Below are 16072 nucleotides of genomic sequence, written 5' to 3'. Positions count from 1 at the left end.
ATGCTCCCTGCTTTTCCTCCCTGAGCAGGTGCCTTCACGTGATGACAGCGTCAAGGCTTTCAAGCCCCGGCCCACGGCCGGGGCTCTTTCTTATGGGCCGCCGGATAATGCGGCGCATGAGCTACCTCTGGGTCAAGGCCTTCCACATCGTCTTCGTGGCCAGCTGGTTCGCCGGGCTGTTCTACCTGCCGCGGATCTTCGTCAATCTGGCCATGGTGCCGCACGACAGCCACGCCGAGCGCGAGCGGCTGCTGCTGATGGCGCGCAAGCTGCAGCGCTTCATGATGGTCCTGATGATCCCGGCGATCGTGCTGGGCACGGTGCTGTGGCTGGGCTACGGCATCGGGCGCGGCCCGGGCAGCGGCTGGATGCACCTGAAGCTGCTGCTGGTGGTGGGCGTGCTGGTCTACCAGGAGGTCTGCCGGCGGCTGCTGAAGGATTTCGAGGCGCTGGCCAACCGCCGCAGCGACCGCTGGTACCGCGTGTTCAACGAGGTGACGGTGCTGCTGTTCATCGCCATCGTCGTGCTGGTGGTGGTCAAGCCCTGAGGGGCCGGGGCGGGTGGTGGCGCGTCGCACCGATGGCCGCTCGGCGGCCGCGCTGGCCCTGGCCCTGACCGGCCTGATCGTCTACGCCAGCCTGTATCCGTTCACCGGCTGGCAGTGGCCGCTGGGGTCGTCGCTGCTGGACCTGCTGGTCCTGCCGCTGCCGCGCCGGGCACCGCCCTTCGACATCTGGGCCAATCTGCTGGGCTACGCGCCGCTGGGCGCGTTGCTGGTGCTGGCGCTGCGCGGCCGGGGCAGGGCCACGCTGGGCACGGTGCTGCAGGCGGCGCTGGCCTGCGCGGCGCTGTCCTACACGATGGAGACGGCCCAGCACCTGATCCCGGGCCGCTTTCCGTCGCTGCTGGACCTGGCCCTGAACAGCGCCGGCGGCCTGCTGGGGGCGCTGCTCGCGGTGCTGCTGCTGGCCACCGGCTGGCCGGGCCACTGGCAGAGCTGGCGCCAGCGCTGGTTCATCGGCGGCGATGCGCCGCTCGGGCTGCTGCTGGCCTGGCCGCTGGGTCTGCTGTTTCCGGCGCCCTTCCCGATGGGGCTGGGCCTGGGCTGGGAGCGCATCCAGGACGGTCTGGTCGGGCTGCTGCTGGACGTCGACTGGGCGCAGGAGGCGCTGGAATGGATCAGTGACGTGCCGGCGCCCATCGAGCGGCCAGTGGCGGTGGTCTCGGGCCTGGGCATGGTGCTGGGCCTGCTCGCGCCCTGCCTGATCGCCTGCGCGGTCACCGCGCCCGGCTGGCGGCGGTTGCTGCTGTTCGGCGGCGCGGTGGCGCTGGGGCTGGCGACGACCACGCTGTCGGCGGCGCTGAACTTCGGCCCGGCCCATGCGCTGGGCTGGTTGGGCCCCGAGGTGTTTCCGGCGATGGTGGCGGTGGGCGTGCTGCTGCTGTTGCTGGCGCCGCTGGGCGCGCGCCTGGCCGCCGGCCTGGGCGTGGTGGTGCTGGTCGGCCTGGTGGTGCTGGTGGCCCAGGTGCCGGCCGACCCGTACTTCGCCGACAGCCTGCAGGCCTGGGAGCAGGGCCGCTTCATCCGCTTCCACGGTCTGGCGCAGTGGATCGGCTGGTTCTGGCCCTACCTGGCCCTGGGCTGGCTGCTGCACCGGCTGGCCGCCCAGGACTGAGCAGGCCACTGCCTACAATCCTGCCATGAGCTACTACAAGCACCATCTGTTCTTCTGCCTGAACCAGCGCGAGCCGGGGCAGGACTGCTGCGCCAACCAGGGCGCGCAGGCGGCCTTCGACCACTGCAAGCAGGCGGTCAAGGCGGCCGGCCTGGCCGGGCCGGGTGGGGTGCGGGTGAACAAGGCGGGTTGTCTGGACCGCTGTGCCGGCGGTCCGGTCGCGGTGGTCTACCCCGAGGCGGTCTGGTACACCTTCGTCGACAACGCCGACATCGACGAGATCGTCGAGTCGCACCTGAAGAACGGCCGCCCGGTCGAGCGGCTGCAACTGCCGCCCACGGTGGGCCGCTGATGAACGCCCACACCCGCCGGCTGCTGATGGCCGGCCCGGCCGGGGCGATCGCCCTGGCGATCGACGACCCGGCCGCCGCGCCACGCGGCGTGGCGGTGATCTGCCACCCGCACCCGCAGCATGGCGGCACCATGGACAACAAGGTGGCCCAGACGCTGGCCCGCGCCTTCGTGCAGCTGGGCTACCGGTCGGTGCGCTTCAATTTCCGCGGTGTCGGCGGCTCCGAAGGCGCCTGGGACGAGGGCCGCGGCGAGATCGACGACGCGCTGGCGGTGATCGCCCAGCAGCGCGACCCGGCCCTGCCGCTGGCGCTGGCGGGTTTTTCGTTTGGCGCCTATGTGGCCTCCCAGGCCGCAGCACGCCTGGCCGACAGCCAGCCGGTCGAACGCCTGGTGCTGGTGGGCCCGGCCACACAGAATTTCCAGGTGGCACCGGTGGCGCCGGGAACCCTGGTGATCCACGGCGAGTCCGACGAAGTGGTGCCGCTGGCCGCCACCCTCGAATGGGCCCGGCCCCAGTCGATGCCGGTGGTGGTGGTGCCGGGCGTCGGCCACTTCTTCCACGGCCAGCTCGCGCTGCTCAAGTCCATCGTCACCGACGCCTGGCACCGCTGAGCGGTGCTGCTTCCGCTGTGTGTTCCTGTTGACGCGGCCGCCAGGCCGCGCTCCTGCCTGATTCCCATGAAACGACTGCTGTCCCTGCTCCTGTCCACCCTGTTGCTGGCCGCATCCGCGGCGCGGGCCCAGAGCCCGCAGCCCCCTGAGGTGGCGGCGCGCGGCTACCTGCTGCTCGACATGAGCGCCCGCCAGGTGCTGGCCGAGCGCAATGCCGATGCGCCGGCCGAGCCGGCCTCGCTGACCAAGCTGATGACCGCCTACGTGGTGTTCCAGGCGCTGAAGGACCGCAAGATCGCGCTGGACCAGCGCCTGCCGGTCAGCGAACGCGCCTGGGCCGAGCGCAAGGGCGGCGGCTCGCTGATGTTCATCGACCCCAAGATGACGCCCACGGTGGACGAGCTGCTCAAGGGGATGATCGTGCAGTCGGGCAACGACGCCGCGGTGGCGCTGGCCGAAGGGGTGTCGGGCACGCTGGAGAACTTCGTTGCCCAGATGAACCGCCAGGCCGAGGCCTGGGGCCTGAAGAACACCGCGTTCAAGAACGTCACCGGCCTGACCGAGGCGGGCCACCGCAGCACCGCGCGCGAGCTGGCCGAGATCGCCCAGCATGTGATCCGCGACTTCCCCGAGCGGCATGCGGCCTACTACGCGATGAAGGACTACAGCTTCAACAACATCCGCCAGCCCAACCGCAATCTGCTGCTGGCGCGCGACCCGTCGGTGGATGGCATGAAGACCGGCTTCACCGAGGCGGCCGGCTACTGCCTGATCGCCACCGCACAGCGCGACTTCCCCGGCGGCAAGCGCCGCCTGCTGTCGGTGGTGATGGGCGCCGATTCCATGCAGGCGCGCGCCAACGAGAGCCAGAAGCTGCTCAACTGGGGCTACACCGCGTTTGATGCGGTGCGCCTGTTCGAGGCCGGCAAGCCGGTGCAGACGGTGCCGGTCTGGAAGGGCACGCGCAACACCGTGGACCTGGGTGTCGATGGCGCGCTGGTGGTGGCCGTGCCCAAGGGCGAAGCCGAGCACCTGCGCACCGCGGTCGAGCGCATCGATCCGCTGGTGGCGCCGCTGGCCAAGGGCCAGCGCGTGGCCACGCTGAAGGTCAGCACGGTGGGCGGCACGCCGGTGGCGGCCGTGCCGCTGCTGGTGCAGGACGAGGTGCCGCAGGCCGGGCTGCTGGGCCGGGCCTGGGACGCCCTGCGGCTGTGGATCAAGTGAACCCACCGGCGTGGACCGCGCAGCATCGAATCGGAGTAACCTGAGTGCCACGGAGGACGCCATGACCGCTTCACTGCCTGATCTCCTGTGCGACCTCAACGGCACGATCCAGCCGCTGGCCGAGGCCAAGGTGTCGGTGATGGACCGCGGCTTCCTGTTCGGCGACGGCGTGTACGAGGCGATGCCGGTCTACGGCCGGCGCCTGTTCCGCTTCGACCAGCACATGGCGCGGCTGGCGCGCAACCTGGACAAGCTGCGCATCCCCGCGCCGCTGGACCGCGATGGCTGGCTGGCGCGCATCCGCCGCCTGATCGACGCCCAGGCCGCCGACGACCAGATCGTCTACCTGCAGGTCACGCGCGGCGTGGCGATGCGCGACCACGTGATGCTGCCGGGCCTGACGCCCACGGTGTTTCTCTTCAGCCAGCCGATGCGCCCGGTCCCGGCCGAGCAGCGCCACCACGGCGTGGCCTGCGTCACCGCACGCGACCTGCGCTGGGCGCGCGGCGACATCAAGAGCATTTCCCTGCTGGGCAATGTGATGGCGCGCCAGGTGTCGGCCGATGCCGGCGCCGCCGAGACCCTGCTGCTGCGCGACGGCGAGCCCGGCGGCCCCTGGCTCACCGAAGGCGCCTCCAGCAACGCCTGGATCGTGCACGAGGGCGCGCTGCTGGGCCCGCCAATGGACGGCCATGTGCTGGAGGGCATCCGCGTGGCCCTGCTGCGCGAGCTGTGCGAGGAGGAGGGCATCGCCTTCAACCTGCGCCCGCTCAGCGAGGCCGACCTGCGCGCCGCCGACGAGGTGCTGCTCAGCTCCACCGGCAAGGAGGTGCTGGCCGTGACCCGCATCGACGGCGAGCCGGTGGGCCACGGCGCGCTGCGCGGCAAGCCGGGCCCGGTCTACGCGCGCCTGTTTGAGGCCTACCAGCGCGCCAAGCGCGAGCAATCCATCTGAGGAGCCCCGCGTGGCCGAGATCCCGCCCGAGCAATCGCTGATCGAGTACCCCAGTGCCTTCCCGATCAAGGTGATGGGCGCGCATGTCGAGGGCTTCACCGAAGCCATCGTCGCGGTGGCGATGCAGTTCGACCCCGGCTTCGACGCCGCCACGGTGGAGGCCCGCCCCAGCAAGGGCGGCAACTACCTGGGCCTGACGATCACCGTGACCGCCACCAGCCGCGAGCAGCTGGATGAGCTCTACCGCACGCTGAGCACGCACCCGATGGTCAAGGTGGTGCTGTAGCACCCGCCGCGGTGTCGGCGGCGTCCATCGCCTTGAGCTTCCAGGGCGCGGCCTCGTCACCCTGGCGGGCGGCGGCCTCGTACCAGTAGCGTGCCAGCCGCAGGTCCTGCGGCACGCCGTCGCCCTTCTCGTACATCGTGGCCAGGATGTACTGCGCGCCTACATCGCCCGCGGCAGCGGCGCGGCGGTACCAGCGGGCGGCCTCGGCGGCGTCGCTCGGCGTGCCGCGGCCCATCCAGTGCGCGGTGCCGGCGGCGACCTGGGCTTCCACGCTGCCGGCCTCGCCGGCGGCCTCCCAGGCCTGCAGGGCCTTGGGCAGGTCGCGCGCGCCCAGGCGGCCGGATTCATAGAGCTCGCCCAGCGCCGCCATTGAGGTGACGAAACCCTTGCCGGCGGCGGCCAGCAGCCAGCGTTCGGCCTCGCGCACGCTGGCGGGTCGGGCCTCGCCGCGCAGGTGCATCACCGCCAGGTCGTGCATCGCCGCGGGCACGCCGGCACGCGCCAGCGTGGTGAAGCGGGCCTGGGCGGCCGCCCAGTCGCCTTGGGCGTAGACCTTCAGCGCCTGCTGCAGCGCGGTCTCGCCGGGACGGGCCAGCACGGGCGGCACGGCCACCAGGCACAGGGTGACAGCAAGGATCAGCGGGCGCATGGCGCGACCATAGCGCGAAAGCGATGACCCGGCGCGCGGCGCGGCTGGCGGGCGTCGGGGACAATCGGGTCATGTCCGACGCCGCCGCCTCCGCACCGCCCGCGATGCAGCTGCGCGACTGGGGCCTGGTGCCCTACGCGCAGACTTTCGACGCGATGCGCGCCTTCACCGAGGCGCGCCAGGCCGACACGCCGGATGAGCTGTGGCTGGTCGAGCACCCGCCGGTCTTCACCCAGGGCGTGGCCGGCAAGCCCGAGCACCTGCTGATGCCCGGCGACATCCCGGTGGTGCAGACCAACCGCGGCGGCCAGGTCACCTACCACGGCCCGGGCCAGGTGGTGATCTACCCGCTGGTGGACCTCAAGCGCCTGGGCATCTACGTCAAGGAATACGTCTTCCGCCTGGAGGCCGCGGTGATCCAGACGCTGGAGGCGCTGGGCGTGGTGGGCTTTCGGGTCAGCGGCGCACCGGGCATCTACGTGCGCCTGGCCGACCCCTTCCACGCCGGCGCGCCCGCCGGCCCCAGCCAGGACCCGTTCGCCGGCCTGGGCAAGATCGCTGCGCTGGGCATCAAGGTGGCCGGGCACTGCACCTACCACGGGGTGTCGCTGAACGTGGCCATGGACCTGCAGCCCTTCGAGCGCATCAACCCCTGCGGGTACGCGGGCTTGCGCACGGTCGACCTCGCTACACTGGGCGTGCGCGCCGAGCCGCGCGATGTCGCCGCCTTGCTGGCCGAGCGCCTTGCGGCCCACCTGAGCCGCTGATCCTCTTCCCTCCTCACGCGCCTGCTGTTTGCCATGGCCACCGACAAGACCACCCACGAAGCCAAGACCGGCGCCGACTACGACGCCACCGCCAAGCAGAAGGCCCAGGCCAAGACCGCGCGCATCCCGATCAAGGTGGTGCAGGCCGAGGTGCTGAAGAAGCCCGACTGGATCCGCGTCAAGGCCGGCTCGCCAACCACCCGCTTCTACGAGATCAAGCAGATCCTGCGCGAGCACAAGCTGCACACGGTCTGTGAAGAGGCCTCGTGCCCGAACATCGGCGAGTGCTTCGGCCACGGCACGGCCACCTTCATGATCATGGGTGACAAGTGCACCCGGCGCTGCCCCTTCTGCGACGTCGGCCACGGCCGTCCCGATCCGCTGGATGTGGATGAGCCGCTGAACCTGGCCAAGACCATCGCCGCGCTGAAGCTGAAGTACGTGGTGATCACCAGCGTCGACCGCGACGACCTGCGCGACGGCGGCGCCGGCCACTACGTGGAGTGCATCCGCCAGGTGCGCGAACATTCGCCCGCCACCCGCATCGAGGTGCTGGTGCCCGATTTCCGCGGCCGCGACGAGCGCGCGCTGGAGATCCTGAAGGCTGCGCCGCCCGATGTGATGAACCACAACCTGGAGACCGTGCCGCGCCTGTACAAGCAGGCCCGCCCCGGCAGCGACTACGCCTTCAGCCTGAACCTGCTGAAGAAGTTCAAGGCCCTGTTCCCGCACATCCCCACCAAGAGCGGCCTGATGGTCGGCCTGGGCGAGACCGACGAGGAAATCCTCGAGGTGATGCGCGACATGCGCGCCCACGACATCGACATGCTGACCATCGGCCAGTACCTGGCGCCCTCGGGCCACCACCTGCCGGTGACGCGCTATGTGCACCCCGACACGTTCAAGATGTTCGAGGCGCAGGCGCGCGAGATGGGCTTCAGCCACGCCGCCGTGGGTGCGCTGGTGCGCTCGAGCTACCACGCCGACCAGCAGGCGGCGCAGGCCGGCGTCGGCGCCTGATCAGGCCTTCAGCAGCTCGCCGATCAGGCGCTGGAAGTCGGCGAAATCCGGCTCACCCACGTACTTCTTGACCACCGCGCCCGACTTGTCGACCAGGAAGCTGGTGGGCGTCAGGCGCACATCGCCGAAGGCCTTGGCGATCGCGCCGTCGCGGTCGTGGGTGACGCCGAACGGCAGCTGGCGGCTCTGGGCGAAATTGGCCACGAACTCCGGGTTGTCGTAGTTCATCGCCACGGCCAGCATCTCGTAGCCCTGGCTGTTGAATTTGTTGAAGGTCTCGACCATCTGCGGCATTTCCTTGACGCAGGTGGTGCAGCTGGTGGCCCAGAAGTTGACCAGCATGACCTTGCCCTGGCGGGCCTGGGCGAACTGCTGGGTGCGGCCGCCCAGCAACGTGAACGCGAAGTCCGGCGCCGTTTCGCGGCCGGCGCAGGCGGCCAGCGCCCACGGGGCGACCGCGGCGGTTGCCAGCCAGCGGGCGGACAGCGCAAGATGGTGGCGTCGATTCATGGAGGACCTCGCAATGCAGCGTCGAGAGTTTACGGCCGCCGGAGCGGCCTTCCTGGGCCTGGGCCTGGCGCCCCTGGCGCAGGCCGGGTTGCTCAGCCAGGCTGATGCGTCCATGGGCGTGAAGACCGCGCTGGAGCGCGGCGCCCTGGCGGCGGTGGGCCTGCTGGGCCAGGACGGCGGCTTCATGAAGAATCCCAAGGTCCACATCCCGCTGCCCGGCGTGCTGGAAGACGCCGCCAAGCTGGCCAAGTTCACCGGACAGCAGGCCAAGGTGGACGCGCTGGTGGCGGCGATGAACCGGGCCGCCGAACTGGCCGTGCCTGAAGCCAAGGAGATGCTGGTCTCGGCCGCGCGCGCGATCACGGTGCAGGACGCCGTGAAGATCGTCCGCGGCGGTGATACCTCAGTGACCGATTACTTCGCCGGCAAGACGCGCCAGCCCTTGACCACCAAGTTCCTGCCCATCGTCACGCGGGCCACCGAGCAGGTGTCGCTGGCCGACAAGTACAACGCGCTGGCCGGGAAGGCCTCGGGGCTGGGCCTGGTCAAGAAGGAAGATGCCAACCTGCAGAGCTACGTCACGCGCAAGGCGCTGGACGGCCTGTACCTGATCATCGGCGAGGAAGAGCGCAAGATCCGCCAGGACCCGGTGGGCACCGGCAGCGACATCCTGCGCAAGGTCTTCGGCGGCTGAGGCCCGCCGCCGCGCAGCCCTTGCGGGCGGCGTTCAGGCGGTGCGCGACAGCTCGAAGAGCAGCGCCGACGGCAGCGATTCCTGCACCGCGTTGCGCCCGACGCTGGCGCGGCGCTGGTCGTTGTCGCTGCTGAGCTGGAAGCCGTCGCCTTCCTCGGCGATCTCGATGAAGACGAAGTTCGGCACCTCGCCCAGGATGCCTTCGCACAGGCGCTGGAAGCGGTCGCCGGCCAGCGCCGACTCGTAGACGATGGCGTGCGGCAGGGCGTCGCGCACGAATTCCTCGGCCTCGTCCACCGAGTTGACGAAGTCCACCAGCAGGCCCATGTGGCGCGTGGCCTCGCGCACGTCGTTGCGCAGGTCGCGGCGTGCCGCGACGACCAGCACGTGGCTGCCCGCCAGTGGTTTGGAGTTCTCGGAGGCGGCGAAGCCGGGGTCGATCTCGACCGCGCTGACGCCTTCGAGCTGGTCGCTGACGGTGCGCGGGAACTCGATGGTCAGCACGCAGTCACGCGGGCCATCTACACGGTCCACGCCCAGCTGCAGCGTGCGGGCGATCTGCTGCACCAGGCGCCAGCTCATGGTGTCGAGCAAGGCGACGTGGTCGGTGCGGGCCACCACCTCCTCGGGAACGGCGTGTTCGCTGACGTGGTCGAAGCGGCAGACCAGCAGCGCATGGGCCGGCCAGGACTTCAGCTCGACGCGCAGCTCCAGCGTGCTGCGGCTGAGTTCGAGCGACCAGTCCATCACCGCCTGGGCCAGCGCGTGCAGCAGCGTGGCATCGGCGATCACGTCCACCGGCCGCAGCGACTGGCGGATCTGCAGGTTGCGGGCCGAGGCCTCGCGGCCGCGCTGGACCAGGATCTCGCGCATCAGCGTGGTCAGGCTGAGCTGCTCGGGCACCTGGCGGATGCGGCCCGAGGCGTAGCGCGCCATCTGCTGCCCGATCATGCCGGCACGGCGGGCGCGGTCGATCTCGTCGCGCAGGGCCTTCAGGCCGGCGCGGTCGATCTTGCCGGTGGTGGCCAGGGCGGTCACGCGCTCCAGGGCGCTGGTGAGGGACTGGCCGATGTCGCTGCCGATCTGGCTGATCAGCTCACGCCAGTACGGGTCGTCGGACGGCCGGGGGGCTTCCTGGGGCAGGCGGTCGGCAGACATGGGGTGGGGCAGTCGATCAGGGGCGTTCATGGGCCGCTCCGGACAGAGGCACCCTCCGTCCTGCGGGCAGGCCGGATGGTGACACAGATTGGGCAGGGAGCGCCGGCGTCCGGTCTGGCGGGGTCGTCCGCAACGGGCGGGGGGCTCGGGAGGTGTGCATGCTCGCCGGTGGCGGCCGAGCCGTCCATCCCTGCCCTTGGGGGCACGCCGGACCCCTAGAATGGCCCCAACCACCGGTTACCCTGCCTCCATGCCCCAGCTGCTGCTCCTGGCCCACGCCCCGCTTGCCTCGGCCTTGCGCTCGGTGGCGGCGCACGTCTTTGCCGAGCACCTGGACCAGGTATCGGCGCTGGACGTGCCGGCCGGCTGGTCGGACACCGAGGTCGAGGCGGCGCTGCGCCCGCTGCTGCCGCCCGGGCAGCCGACCCTGATCCTCACCGATGTCTTCGGCGCCACGCCCTGCAACACCGCGGCCCGCGTGGCCGATGGCGTCACGCAGCGGGTGGTGGCCGGCGTCAACGTGCCAATGCTCTGGCGCGCCATGGCCTACCGCAACGAGGCACTGGACACGCTGGTGGCGCGCGCCCTGTCCGGCGGCGGCCAGGGCGTGATGCCGGTGTCCTCGCACCGGCCCCAGACCCAGTCACAGGACCTCTCGCCCGCCTATGCAGCAAGTCACGCTCACCATCAGCAATAAGCTCGGCCTGCATGCGCGGGCCTCGGCCAAGCTCACCAAGCTGGCGGGCGGTTTCCAGTGCGACGTCTTCATGACCCGCAACGGCCGCCGCGTGAACGCCAAGAGCATCATGGGCGTCATGATGCTGGCGGCCGGTCAGGGCGCCGAGGTGGAACTGGAGACCAGCGGCCCCGACGAGCAGCAGGCGCTGGACGCGATCCAGGCGCTGGTCAACGACAAGTTCGGCGAGGGCAGCTGAGGCCCCGGCTGCTTCGGCGGCTGTCTCAGCCGGCGCGCAGGAAGTGGCGCCGGTAGCGCGCGGGCAGGTCGGCGAGCTGCAGCATCACCGGCAGGTCGGCGGTGTTGAAGTCGGGGTCCCAGGCGGGCGCGCCCAGGATGCGCGCCCCGCAGCGCAGGTAGCCCTTGAGCAGCGCGGGGGGCTCGGCGTCCAGCGTGGTGTCGAGCTGCTCCACCGGCAGGGGCAGGCGGGGCGTCAGCCGGAAGGCGGGCTCGGACAGGTACTGCGCCTGCAGACGCGTCCAGAGGCTGGCGGCATGGTGACCCCCGTCGTTCATCGTGACGCTGGCGCAGCCGATCATCGCCTCCAGGCGGTTGCGCTCCATGAACGCCGCCAGCTCGGCCCACAGCGCCATGATCACGGCCCCGCTGCGGTGCTCGGGATGGACGCAGGAGCGGCCCAGCTCCACCAGGCGCGGTCGCCAGGCCTGCAGGGGGGCGAGGTCGAATTCGCTGTCGCTGTACAGACCGCCGGCCCGCAGCGCCGCGGCCGGGGTGAGCACGCGGTAGGTGCCGATCACCTCCGCCGGGCGACCTTCCGTGCCAGGCAGGCGCACCAGCAGGTGCTCGCAGTGCTCGTCGAAGCGGTCGATGTCGTGGTCCGCGCCCAGGTGCGGCGTCGGCGGCAGGCTGGCGCCCATCTCGTCCACGAACACGCGCCAGCGCAGGCGCTGGGCGGCCAGGACCTCGTCCTGATGCCGCGCCCAGACCACCTCCAGCACCGGCTCTTCCAGGGCGCGTCGCGGCTGCGCCGGCGCCACCGGCGGGCGGCGCCTCAGCGGCGATTCGAGCAATTGCATCAGCGGCTGCGTGGGCGAGGGCAGTTCCTTCATCGGGCTTCTCCGTGGTTGCCTCGCATCGTGGCGAGCGCCGGTGTCGCGACGTTGACGGTCTGTTGACGAAGCGGTGACAGGTGGTGAAACCCGGGCTGTGCCGGGCAGTGGCGCTGCTACAGTCCCACGGCATGAGCATCCAGATCTTCGGCCTGCCCGTCTCGCGCGGTGTGGCCATCGGCCGGGCGGTGCTGGTGGCGTCCAGCCGTGTCGACGTGGCGCACTACTTCATTGACGCTTCGCAGGTCGAGGCTGAAGTCGCCCGCCTGCGCCGTGCCCGCGATGAAGTGGCGGCGGAGCTGATCGCCCTCAAGCAGGAGGTGCCGGAGGAGGCCCATGCCGAGCTGGTGGCGCTGCTGGACGTGCACCTGATGCTGCTGCACGACGAGATGCTGGCCGACGCCACCAAGCAGTGGATCACTGAGCGCCACTACAACGCGGAGTGGGCGATGTCGGCGCAGCTGGAGGTGCTGGCGCGGCAGTTCGACGAGATGGAGGACGACTACCTGCGCGAGCGCAAGGCCGACCTGGAGCAGGTGGTCGAGCGCATGCTCAAGGCCATGTCGCGCTCGGCCCGCGAGGACGACGACGCGCCGGTGGGCAGCCTGGGTACGCGCGACTTCGGCGGCGAGGATCCGCTGGTGCTGGTGGCCAACGACATCGCGCCGGCCGACATGATCCAGTTCAAGCGCAGTGTCTTCACCGGCTTCGTCACCGACGTGGGCGGGCGGACCTCGCACACCGCGATCGTGGCGCGCAGCATGGACATCCCGGCGGTGGTCGGCACGCGCGAGGGCAGCCGACTGGTGCGCCAGGACGACTGGGTCATCATCGACGGCGACGAGGGCGTGCTGATCGTCGACCCGTCGCCGATCGTGCTGGAGGAATACCGCTTCCGCCAGCGCCAGGGCGAACTGGAGCGTGCCCGGCTGGACCGGCTGCGCCACAAGCCCTCGGTCACGCTGGACGGCGTCAACATCGAGCTGCTGGCCAACATCGAGCTGCCTGCCGATGCGCCGGCCGCCATCGCTGCTGGCGCAGTGGGCGTGGGCCTGTTCCGCAGCGAGTTCCTGTTCATGAACCGTGGCGGCCACCTGCCGGACGAGGAAGAGCAGTACCGCGCCTACCGTGCGGTGGTCGAGGCGATGAATGGCCTGCCGGTGACGATCCGCACGATCGACATCGGTGCCGACAAGCCGCTGGACCGGATGTCGGCCCATTCGACCGAGCACCAGACCAACCCGGCCCTGGGCCTGCGGGCGATCCGCTGGAGCCTGGCGGAGCCCGAGATGTTCGGCGCCCAGCTGCGCGCCATCCTGCGCGCCAGCGCGCACGGCAAGGTGCGCCTGCTGATCCCCATGGTCGCCCACCCCCAGGAAGCCCTGCGCGTGCGCGAGGCGCTGTCAGTGGCGCAGCAGCAGCTGGACGCGCAGGGACAGCCCTACTCCCAGGTGGAGCTGGGCGCGATGATCGAGGTGCCGGCTGCCGCGCTGATCCTGCCGTCGCTCCTGCGCCACTTCGACTTCGTCTCGATCGGCACCAACGACCTGATCCAGTACACGCTGGCGATTGACCGCGCCGATGAGGCGGTGTCTCACCTGTATGACCCCTGGCACCCGGCGGTGCTGCAGCTCATCGCCAGCACCATCGCCCAGGCCCGGGCGCACGGCAAGGCGGTGTCGGTGTGCGGCGAGATGGCCGGTGACCCGGCCTTCACCGAGCTGCTGCTGGCCATGGGCCTGACCAGCTTCTCGATGCACCCGGCGCAGATCGCCTCGATCAAGCAGCGGGTCCTGCGGGCCGATGCCCGCCTGCTGCAGACGCGGCTGCCGCAGGTCCTGGCGCACGAGCAGCCGCAGGACGCCTGCGCCCAGTGGCTGGCGACGTCGGCCGCCCGCTGAGCCGGCGCGCCGCGCCAACGCCTTTTTTGCAGTTCACAGCGAACAAGGCTTGCAAGCTGGAAAAAAGCTGTGCTACAGTCGAGGGCTTCGCTGCACAGCACTGATGTGCGGCGAAGAAGAAGCGATACCCGCTGACGGCGCCAACCGCAAGGAGCGCGACGACAGCAGGCAGTCGGGAAGAAAGACCAAGCACTTGACAAGGTTATTTCTTCATGACAGAATCTCGCTTCTTTGCTGATGACTGATCGGCAAACGCCGCAAGGCAATGTTCTTTAACAGTTAACAGCCGATAAGCGTGGGTGTTTGAAGGCGAGTGCCAAGAGTCGAAAGGCTCGAGGTTGAAAGACCTTTAAACGCTCATGGAAGTGAAGTTCACTTCAATTCTTTGAGCAAATTCAAGATCGAACTATAGAGTTTGATCCTGGCTCAGATTGAACGCTGGCGGCATGCCTTACACATGCAAGTCGAACGGTAACGCGGGGCAACCTGGCGACGAGTGGCGAACGGGTGAGTAATGCATCGGAACGTGCCCAGTAGTGGGGGATAGCCCGGCGAAAGCCGGATTAATACCGCATACGACCTACGGGTGAAAGGGGGGGATCGCAAGACCTCTCGCTATTGGAGCGGCCGATGTCAGATTAGGTAGTTGGTGGGGTAAAGGCCTACCAAGCCGACGATCTGTAGCTGGTCTGAGAGGACGACCAGCCACACTGGGACTGAGACACGGCCCAGACTCCTACGGGAGGCAGCAGTGGGGAATTTTGGACAATGGGCGCAAGCCTGATCCAGCCATGCCGCGTGCGGGAAGAAGGCCTTCGGGTTGTAAACCGCTTTTGTCAGGGAAGAAATCTTCTGGGTTAATACCTCGGGAGGATGACGGTACCTGAAGAATAAGCACCGGCTAACTACGTGCCAGCAGCCGCGGTAATACGTAGGGTGCAAGCGTTAATCGGAATTACTGGGCGTAAAGCGTGCGCAGGCGGTTTTGTAAGACAGAGGTGAAATCCCCGGGCTCAACCTGGGAACTGCCTTTGTGACTGCAAGGCTTGAGTGCGGCAGAGGGGGATGGAATTCCGCGTGTAGCAGTGAAATGCGTAGATATGCGGAGGAACACCGATGGCGAAGGCAATCCCCTGGGCCTGCACTGACGCTCATGCACGAAAGCGTGGGGAGCAAACAGGATTAGATACCCTGGTAGTCCACGCCCTAAACGATGTCAACTGGTTGTTGGGAAGGTTCCTTCTCAGTAACGTAGCTAACGCGTGAAGTTGACCGCCTGGGGAGTACGGCCGCAAGGTTGAAACTCAAAGGAATTGACGGGGACCCGCACAAGCGGTGGATGATGTGGTTTAATTCGATGCAACGCGAAAAACCTTACCTACCCTTGACATGGCAGGAATCCTGAAGAGATTTGGGAGTGCTCGAAAGAGAACCTGCACACAGGTGCTGCATGGCCGTCGTCAGCTCGTGTCGTGAGATGTTGGGTTAAGTCCCGCAACGAGCGCAACCCTTGTCATTAGTTGCTACGAAAGGGCACTCTAATGAGACTGCCGGTGACAAACCGGAGGAAGGTGGGGATGACGTCAGGTCCTCATGGCCCTTATGGGTAGGGCTACACACGTCATACAATGGCCGGTACAGAGGGCTGCCAACCCGCGAGGGGGAGCCAATCCCAGAAAACCGGTCGTAGTCCGGATCGCAGTCTGCAACTCGACTGCGTGAAGTCGGAATCGCTAGTAATCGCGGATCAGCATGTCGCGGTGAATACGTTCCCGGGTCTTGTACACACCGCCCGTCACACCATGGGAGCGGGTTCTGCCAGAAGTAGTTAGCCTAACCGCAAGGAGGGCGATTACCACGGCAGGGTTCGTGACTGGGGTGAAGTCGTAACAAGGTAGCCGTATCGGAAGGTGCGGCTGGATCACCTCCTTTCTGGAAAAAGCACTCAAATTCTTGCACCCACACTTATCGGCTGTGAAACACAACAGTGAGTGAGCGTGAGCCTGGTGAGCGTTGAGAGATGGCCTTGGTAGGGTATGTCTAGCAAGCCAGGAGCAGCGCTTGGAGCCAGGCTTGCGCACTTTAAGGATGCGTGGGTCTGTAGCTCAGTCGGTTAGAGCACCGTCTTGATAAGGCGGGGGTCGTTGGTTCGAATCCAACCAGACCCACCAACGATGCCTGGTAAGGGTGTTGGGGGATTAGCTCAGCTGGGAGAGCACCTGCTTTGCAAGCAGGGGGTCGTCGGTTCGATCCCGTCATCCTCCACCAACGTCTCACTCGCGCTGTTCGGTGCAAGCCAAAGATTCTTCTGGGATTTTTGGTTTGTCATCGAAAGATGGCTGTTGTTCTTTAACAATTCAAAGAGTCGAATCAGCGTTGTCGACGGAAAGCTCGATCGGGGGTAAAGGCCTGGTCAGCACCGTGCCGTCGGCAACATATGATTGCGTCACCAGACTTCA

Annotated in this window: 17 protein-coding genes, 2 tRNA genes and 1 rRNA gene; 16 read left to right on the top strand and 4 right to left on the bottom strand. The window is 68.4% G+C overall.

Annotated features, from left to right (window positions below):
• The first annotated feature begins 116 nt into the window (after positions 1-116).
• From KAK03_RS19965 to KAK03_RS19935, 7 genes are all read left to right on the top strand, one after another.
• The gene (locus KAK03_RS19965) at positions 117-548 is read left to right on the top strand and encodes a CopD family protein (RefSeq protein WP_210856462.1); all 432 of its coding nucleotides are present in this window, start codon (positions 117-119) and stop codon (positions 546-548) included.
• Positions 549-564: 16 nt separating this feature from the next.
• Positions 565-1677: a VanZ family protein gene (locus tag KAK03_RS19960; protein WP_210856461.1), complete on the top strand. Its 1113-nt coding sequence runs from the start codon at positions 565-567 to the stop codon at positions 1675-1677.
• A gap of 25 nt (positions 1678-1702) precedes the next feature.
• Positions 1703-2029 (top strand): (2Fe-2S) ferredoxin domain-containing protein, encoded by a 327-nt coding sequence (locus KAK03_RS19955; RefSeq protein WP_210856460.1) that lies wholly within the window; start codon positions 1703-1705, stop codon positions 2027-2029.
• Positions 2029-2643, top strand: coding sequence for an alpha/beta hydrolase (locus tag KAK03_RS19950; protein WP_210856459.1), 615 nt, complete (start codon positions 2029-2031; stop codon positions 2641-2643). The genes KAK03_RS19955 and KAK03_RS19950 overlap by 1 nt, the downstream gene beginning before the upstream one ends.
• A 66-nt stretch (positions 2644-2709) precedes the next feature.
• On the top strand, positions 2710-3867 hold the full coding sequence (locus KAK03_RS19945; RefSeq protein ID WP_210856458.1) for a D-alanyl-D-alanine carboxypeptidase family protein: 1158 nt from the start codon (positions 2710-2712) through the stop codon (positions 3865-3867).
• A 61-nt stretch (positions 3868-3928) separates the two neighbouring features.
• On the top strand, positions 3929-4822 hold the full coding sequence (locus KAK03_RS19940; RefSeq protein WP_210856457.1) for a D-amino acid aminotransferase: 894 nt from the start codon (positions 3929-3931) through the stop codon (positions 4820-4822).
• A 10-nt stretch (positions 4823-4832) separates the two neighbouring features.
• Complete coding sequence (locus tag KAK03_RS19935) at positions 4833-5108, top strand: DUF493 family protein (RefSeq protein ID WP_210856456.1); 276 nt, start codon at positions 4833-4835, stop codon at positions 5106-5108.
• On the opposite strand, the gene KAK03_RS19930 is transcribed toward KAK03_RS19935, so the two are convergent.
• Positions 5092-5757: a tetratricopeptide repeat protein gene (locus KAK03_RS19930; RefSeq protein ID WP_210856455.1), complete on the bottom strand. Its 666-nt coding sequence runs from the start codon at positions 5755-5757 to the stop codon at positions 5092-5094. The two genes, KAK03_RS19935 and KAK03_RS19930, sit on opposite strands and share 17 nt — an antisense overlap.
• Before the next feature lie 104 nt (positions 5758-5861).
• Here KAK03_RS19930 and lipB point away from each other — a divergent pair, with 104 nt between their 5' ends.
• Both lipB and lipA read left to right on the top strand, forming a co-directional pair.
• On the top strand, positions 5862-6524 hold the full coding sequence (gene lipB, locus KAK03_RS19925; protein WP_210856501.1) for a lipoyl(octanoyl) transferase LipB: 663 nt from the start codon (positions 5862-5864) through the stop codon (positions 6522-6524).
• A 33-nt stretch (positions 6525-6557) separates the two neighbouring features.
• Positions 6558-7544 carry a lipoyl synthase gene (gene lipA, locus KAK03_RS19920; protein WP_210856454.1) on the top strand — a complete coding sequence of 329 codons (987 nt, stop codon included), beginning with the start codon at positions 6558-6560 and terminating at the stop codon, positions 7542-7544.
• Here lipA and KAK03_RS19915 read toward each other — a convergent pair whose 3' ends face one another.
• A complete protein-coding gene (locus tag KAK03_RS19915) occupies positions 7545-8054 on the bottom strand; it encodes a peroxiredoxin family protein (protein ID WP_210856453.1) in 510 nt (169 codons plus the stop codon).
• Between the two features lie 13 nt (positions 8055-8067).
• Here KAK03_RS19915 and KAK03_RS19910 point away from each other — a divergent pair, with 13 nt between their 5' ends.
• On the top strand, positions 8068-8748 hold the full coding sequence (locus KAK03_RS19910; protein ID WP_210856452.1) for a DUF4197 domain-containing protein: 681 nt from the start codon (positions 8068-8070) through the stop codon (positions 8746-8748).
• Between the two features lie 33 nt (positions 8749-8781).
• On the opposite strand, the gene KAK03_RS19905 is transcribed toward KAK03_RS19910, so the two are convergent.
• Positions 8782-9906: a hypothetical protein gene (locus KAK03_RS19905; protein ID WP_247661303.1), complete on the bottom strand. Its 1125-nt coding sequence runs from the start codon at positions 9904-9906 to the stop codon at positions 8782-8784.
• 250 nt (positions 9907-10156) lie between these two features.
• Between KAK03_RS19905 and KAK03_RS19900 the strand changes: the two genes are divergently transcribed.
• Both KAK03_RS19900 and KAK03_RS19895 read left to right on the top strand, forming a co-directional pair.
• Positions 10157-10603, top strand: coding sequence for a PTS sugar transporter subunit IIA (locus KAK03_RS19900; RefSeq protein ID WP_210856450.1), 447 nt, complete (start codon positions 10157-10159; stop codon positions 10601-10603).
• On the top strand, positions 10572-10841 hold the full coding sequence (locus tag KAK03_RS19895) for an HPr family phosphocarrier protein (RefSeq protein WP_210856449.1): 270 nt from the start codon (positions 10572-10574) through the stop codon (positions 10839-10841). The genes KAK03_RS19900 and KAK03_RS19895 overlap by 32 nt, the downstream gene beginning before the upstream one ends.
• 25 nt (positions 10842-10866) lie before the next feature.
• Here KAK03_RS19895 and KAK03_RS19890 read toward each other — a convergent pair whose 3' ends face one another.
• Positions 10867-11712 (bottom strand): GNAT family N-acetyltransferase, encoded by an 846-nt coding sequence (locus KAK03_RS19890; protein ID WP_210856448.1) that lies wholly within the window; start codon positions 11710-11712, stop codon positions 10867-10869.
• A gap of 131 nt (positions 11713-11843) precedes the next feature.
• Here KAK03_RS19890 and ptsP point away from each other — a divergent pair, with 131 nt between their 5' ends.
• From ptsP to KAK03_RS19870, 4 genes are all read left to right on the top strand, one after another.
• A complete protein-coding gene (gene ptsP / locus KAK03_RS19885; protein WP_210856447.1) occupies positions 11844-13613 on the top strand; it encodes a phosphoenolpyruvate--protein phosphotransferase in 1770 nt (589 codons plus the stop codon).
• A 403-nt stretch (positions 13614-14016) separates the two neighbouring features.
• A 16S ribosomal RNA gene (locus KAK03_RS19880) occupies positions 14017-15545 on the top strand.
• 162 nt (positions 15546-15707) lie between these two features.
• Positions 15708-15784, top strand: a tRNA-Ile gene (locus KAK03_RS19875).
• 21 nt (positions 15785-15805) lie between these two features.
• A tRNA-Ala gene (locus KAK03_RS19870) sits at positions 15806-15881 on the top strand.
• Positions 15882-16072 lie beyond the last annotated feature (191 nt).

The organism is Ideonella alba, from assembly GCF_018069845.1.
GTDB classification, from domain to species: Bacteria; Pseudomonadota; Gammaproteobacteria; order Burkholderiales; family Burkholderiaceae_C; genus Ideonella; species Ideonella alba.
Note: the sequence above shows the minus strand (reverse complement) of the source record. Positions and strands in the feature narration are given on the sequence as shown.

Excerpts from the sequence above, each read along its gene's own strand:
- KAK03_RS19965 (WP_210856462.1), top strand. The coding sequence starts at position 117 with ATGAGCTACCTCTGGGTCAAGGCCTTCCACATCGTCTTCGTGGCCAGC.
- KAK03_RS19955 (WP_210856460.1), top strand. The coding sequence starts at position 1,703 with ATGAGCTACTACAAGCACCATCTGTTCTTCTGCCTGAACCAGCGCGAG.
- KAK03_RS19950 (WP_210856459.1), top strand. The coding sequence starts at position 2,029 with ATGAACGCCCACACCCGCCGGCTGCTGATGGCCGGCCCGGCCGGGGCG.
- KAK03_RS19945 (WP_210856458.1), top strand. The coding sequence starts at position 2,710 with ATGAAACGACTGCTGTCCCTGCTCCTGTCCACCCTGTTGCTGGCCGCA.
- KAK03_RS19940 (WP_210856457.1), top strand. The coding sequence starts at position 3,929 with ATGACCGCTTCACTGCCTGATCTCCTGTGCGACCTCAACGGCACGATC.
- KAK03_RS19930 (WP_210856455.1), bottom strand. The coding sequence starts at position 5,757 with ATGCGCCCGCTGATCCTTGCTGTCACCCTGTGCCTGGTGGCCGTGCCG.
- lipB (WP_210856501.1), top strand. The coding sequence starts at position 5,862 with ATGCAGCTGCGCGACTGGGGCCTGGTGCCCTACGCGCAGACTTTCGAC.
- lipA (WP_210856454.1), top strand. The coding sequence starts at position 6,558 with ATGGCCACCGACAAGACCACCCACGAAGCCAAGACCGGCGCCGACTAC.
- KAK03_RS19915 (WP_210856453.1), bottom strand. The coding sequence starts at position 8,054 with ATGAATCGACGCCACCATCTTGCGCTGTCCGCCCGCTGGCTGGCAACC.
- KAK03_RS19910 (WP_210856452.1), top strand. The coding sequence starts at position 8,068 with ATGCAGCGTCGAGAGTTTACGGCCGCCGGAGCGGCCTTCCTGGGCCTG.
- KAK03_RS19905 (WP_247661303.1), bottom strand. The coding sequence starts at position 9,906 with ATGTCTGCCGACCGCCTGCCCCAGGAAGCCCCCCGGCCGTCCGACGAC.
- KAK03_RS19900 (WP_210856450.1), top strand. The coding sequence starts at position 10,157 with ATGCCCCAGCTGCTGCTCCTGGCCCACGCCCCGCTTGCCTCGGCCTTG.
- KAK03_RS19895 (WP_210856449.1), top strand. The coding sequence starts at position 10,572 with ATGCAGCAAGTCACGCTCACCATCAGCAATAAGCTCGGCCTGCATGCG.
- KAK03_RS19890 (WP_210856448.1), bottom strand. The coding sequence starts at position 11,712 with ATGAAGGAACTGCCCTCGCCCACGCAGCCGCTGATGCAATTGCTCGAA.
- ptsP (WP_210856447.1), top strand. The coding sequence starts at position 11,844 with ATGAGCATCCAGATCTTCGGCCTGCCCGTCTCGCGCGGTGTGGCCATC.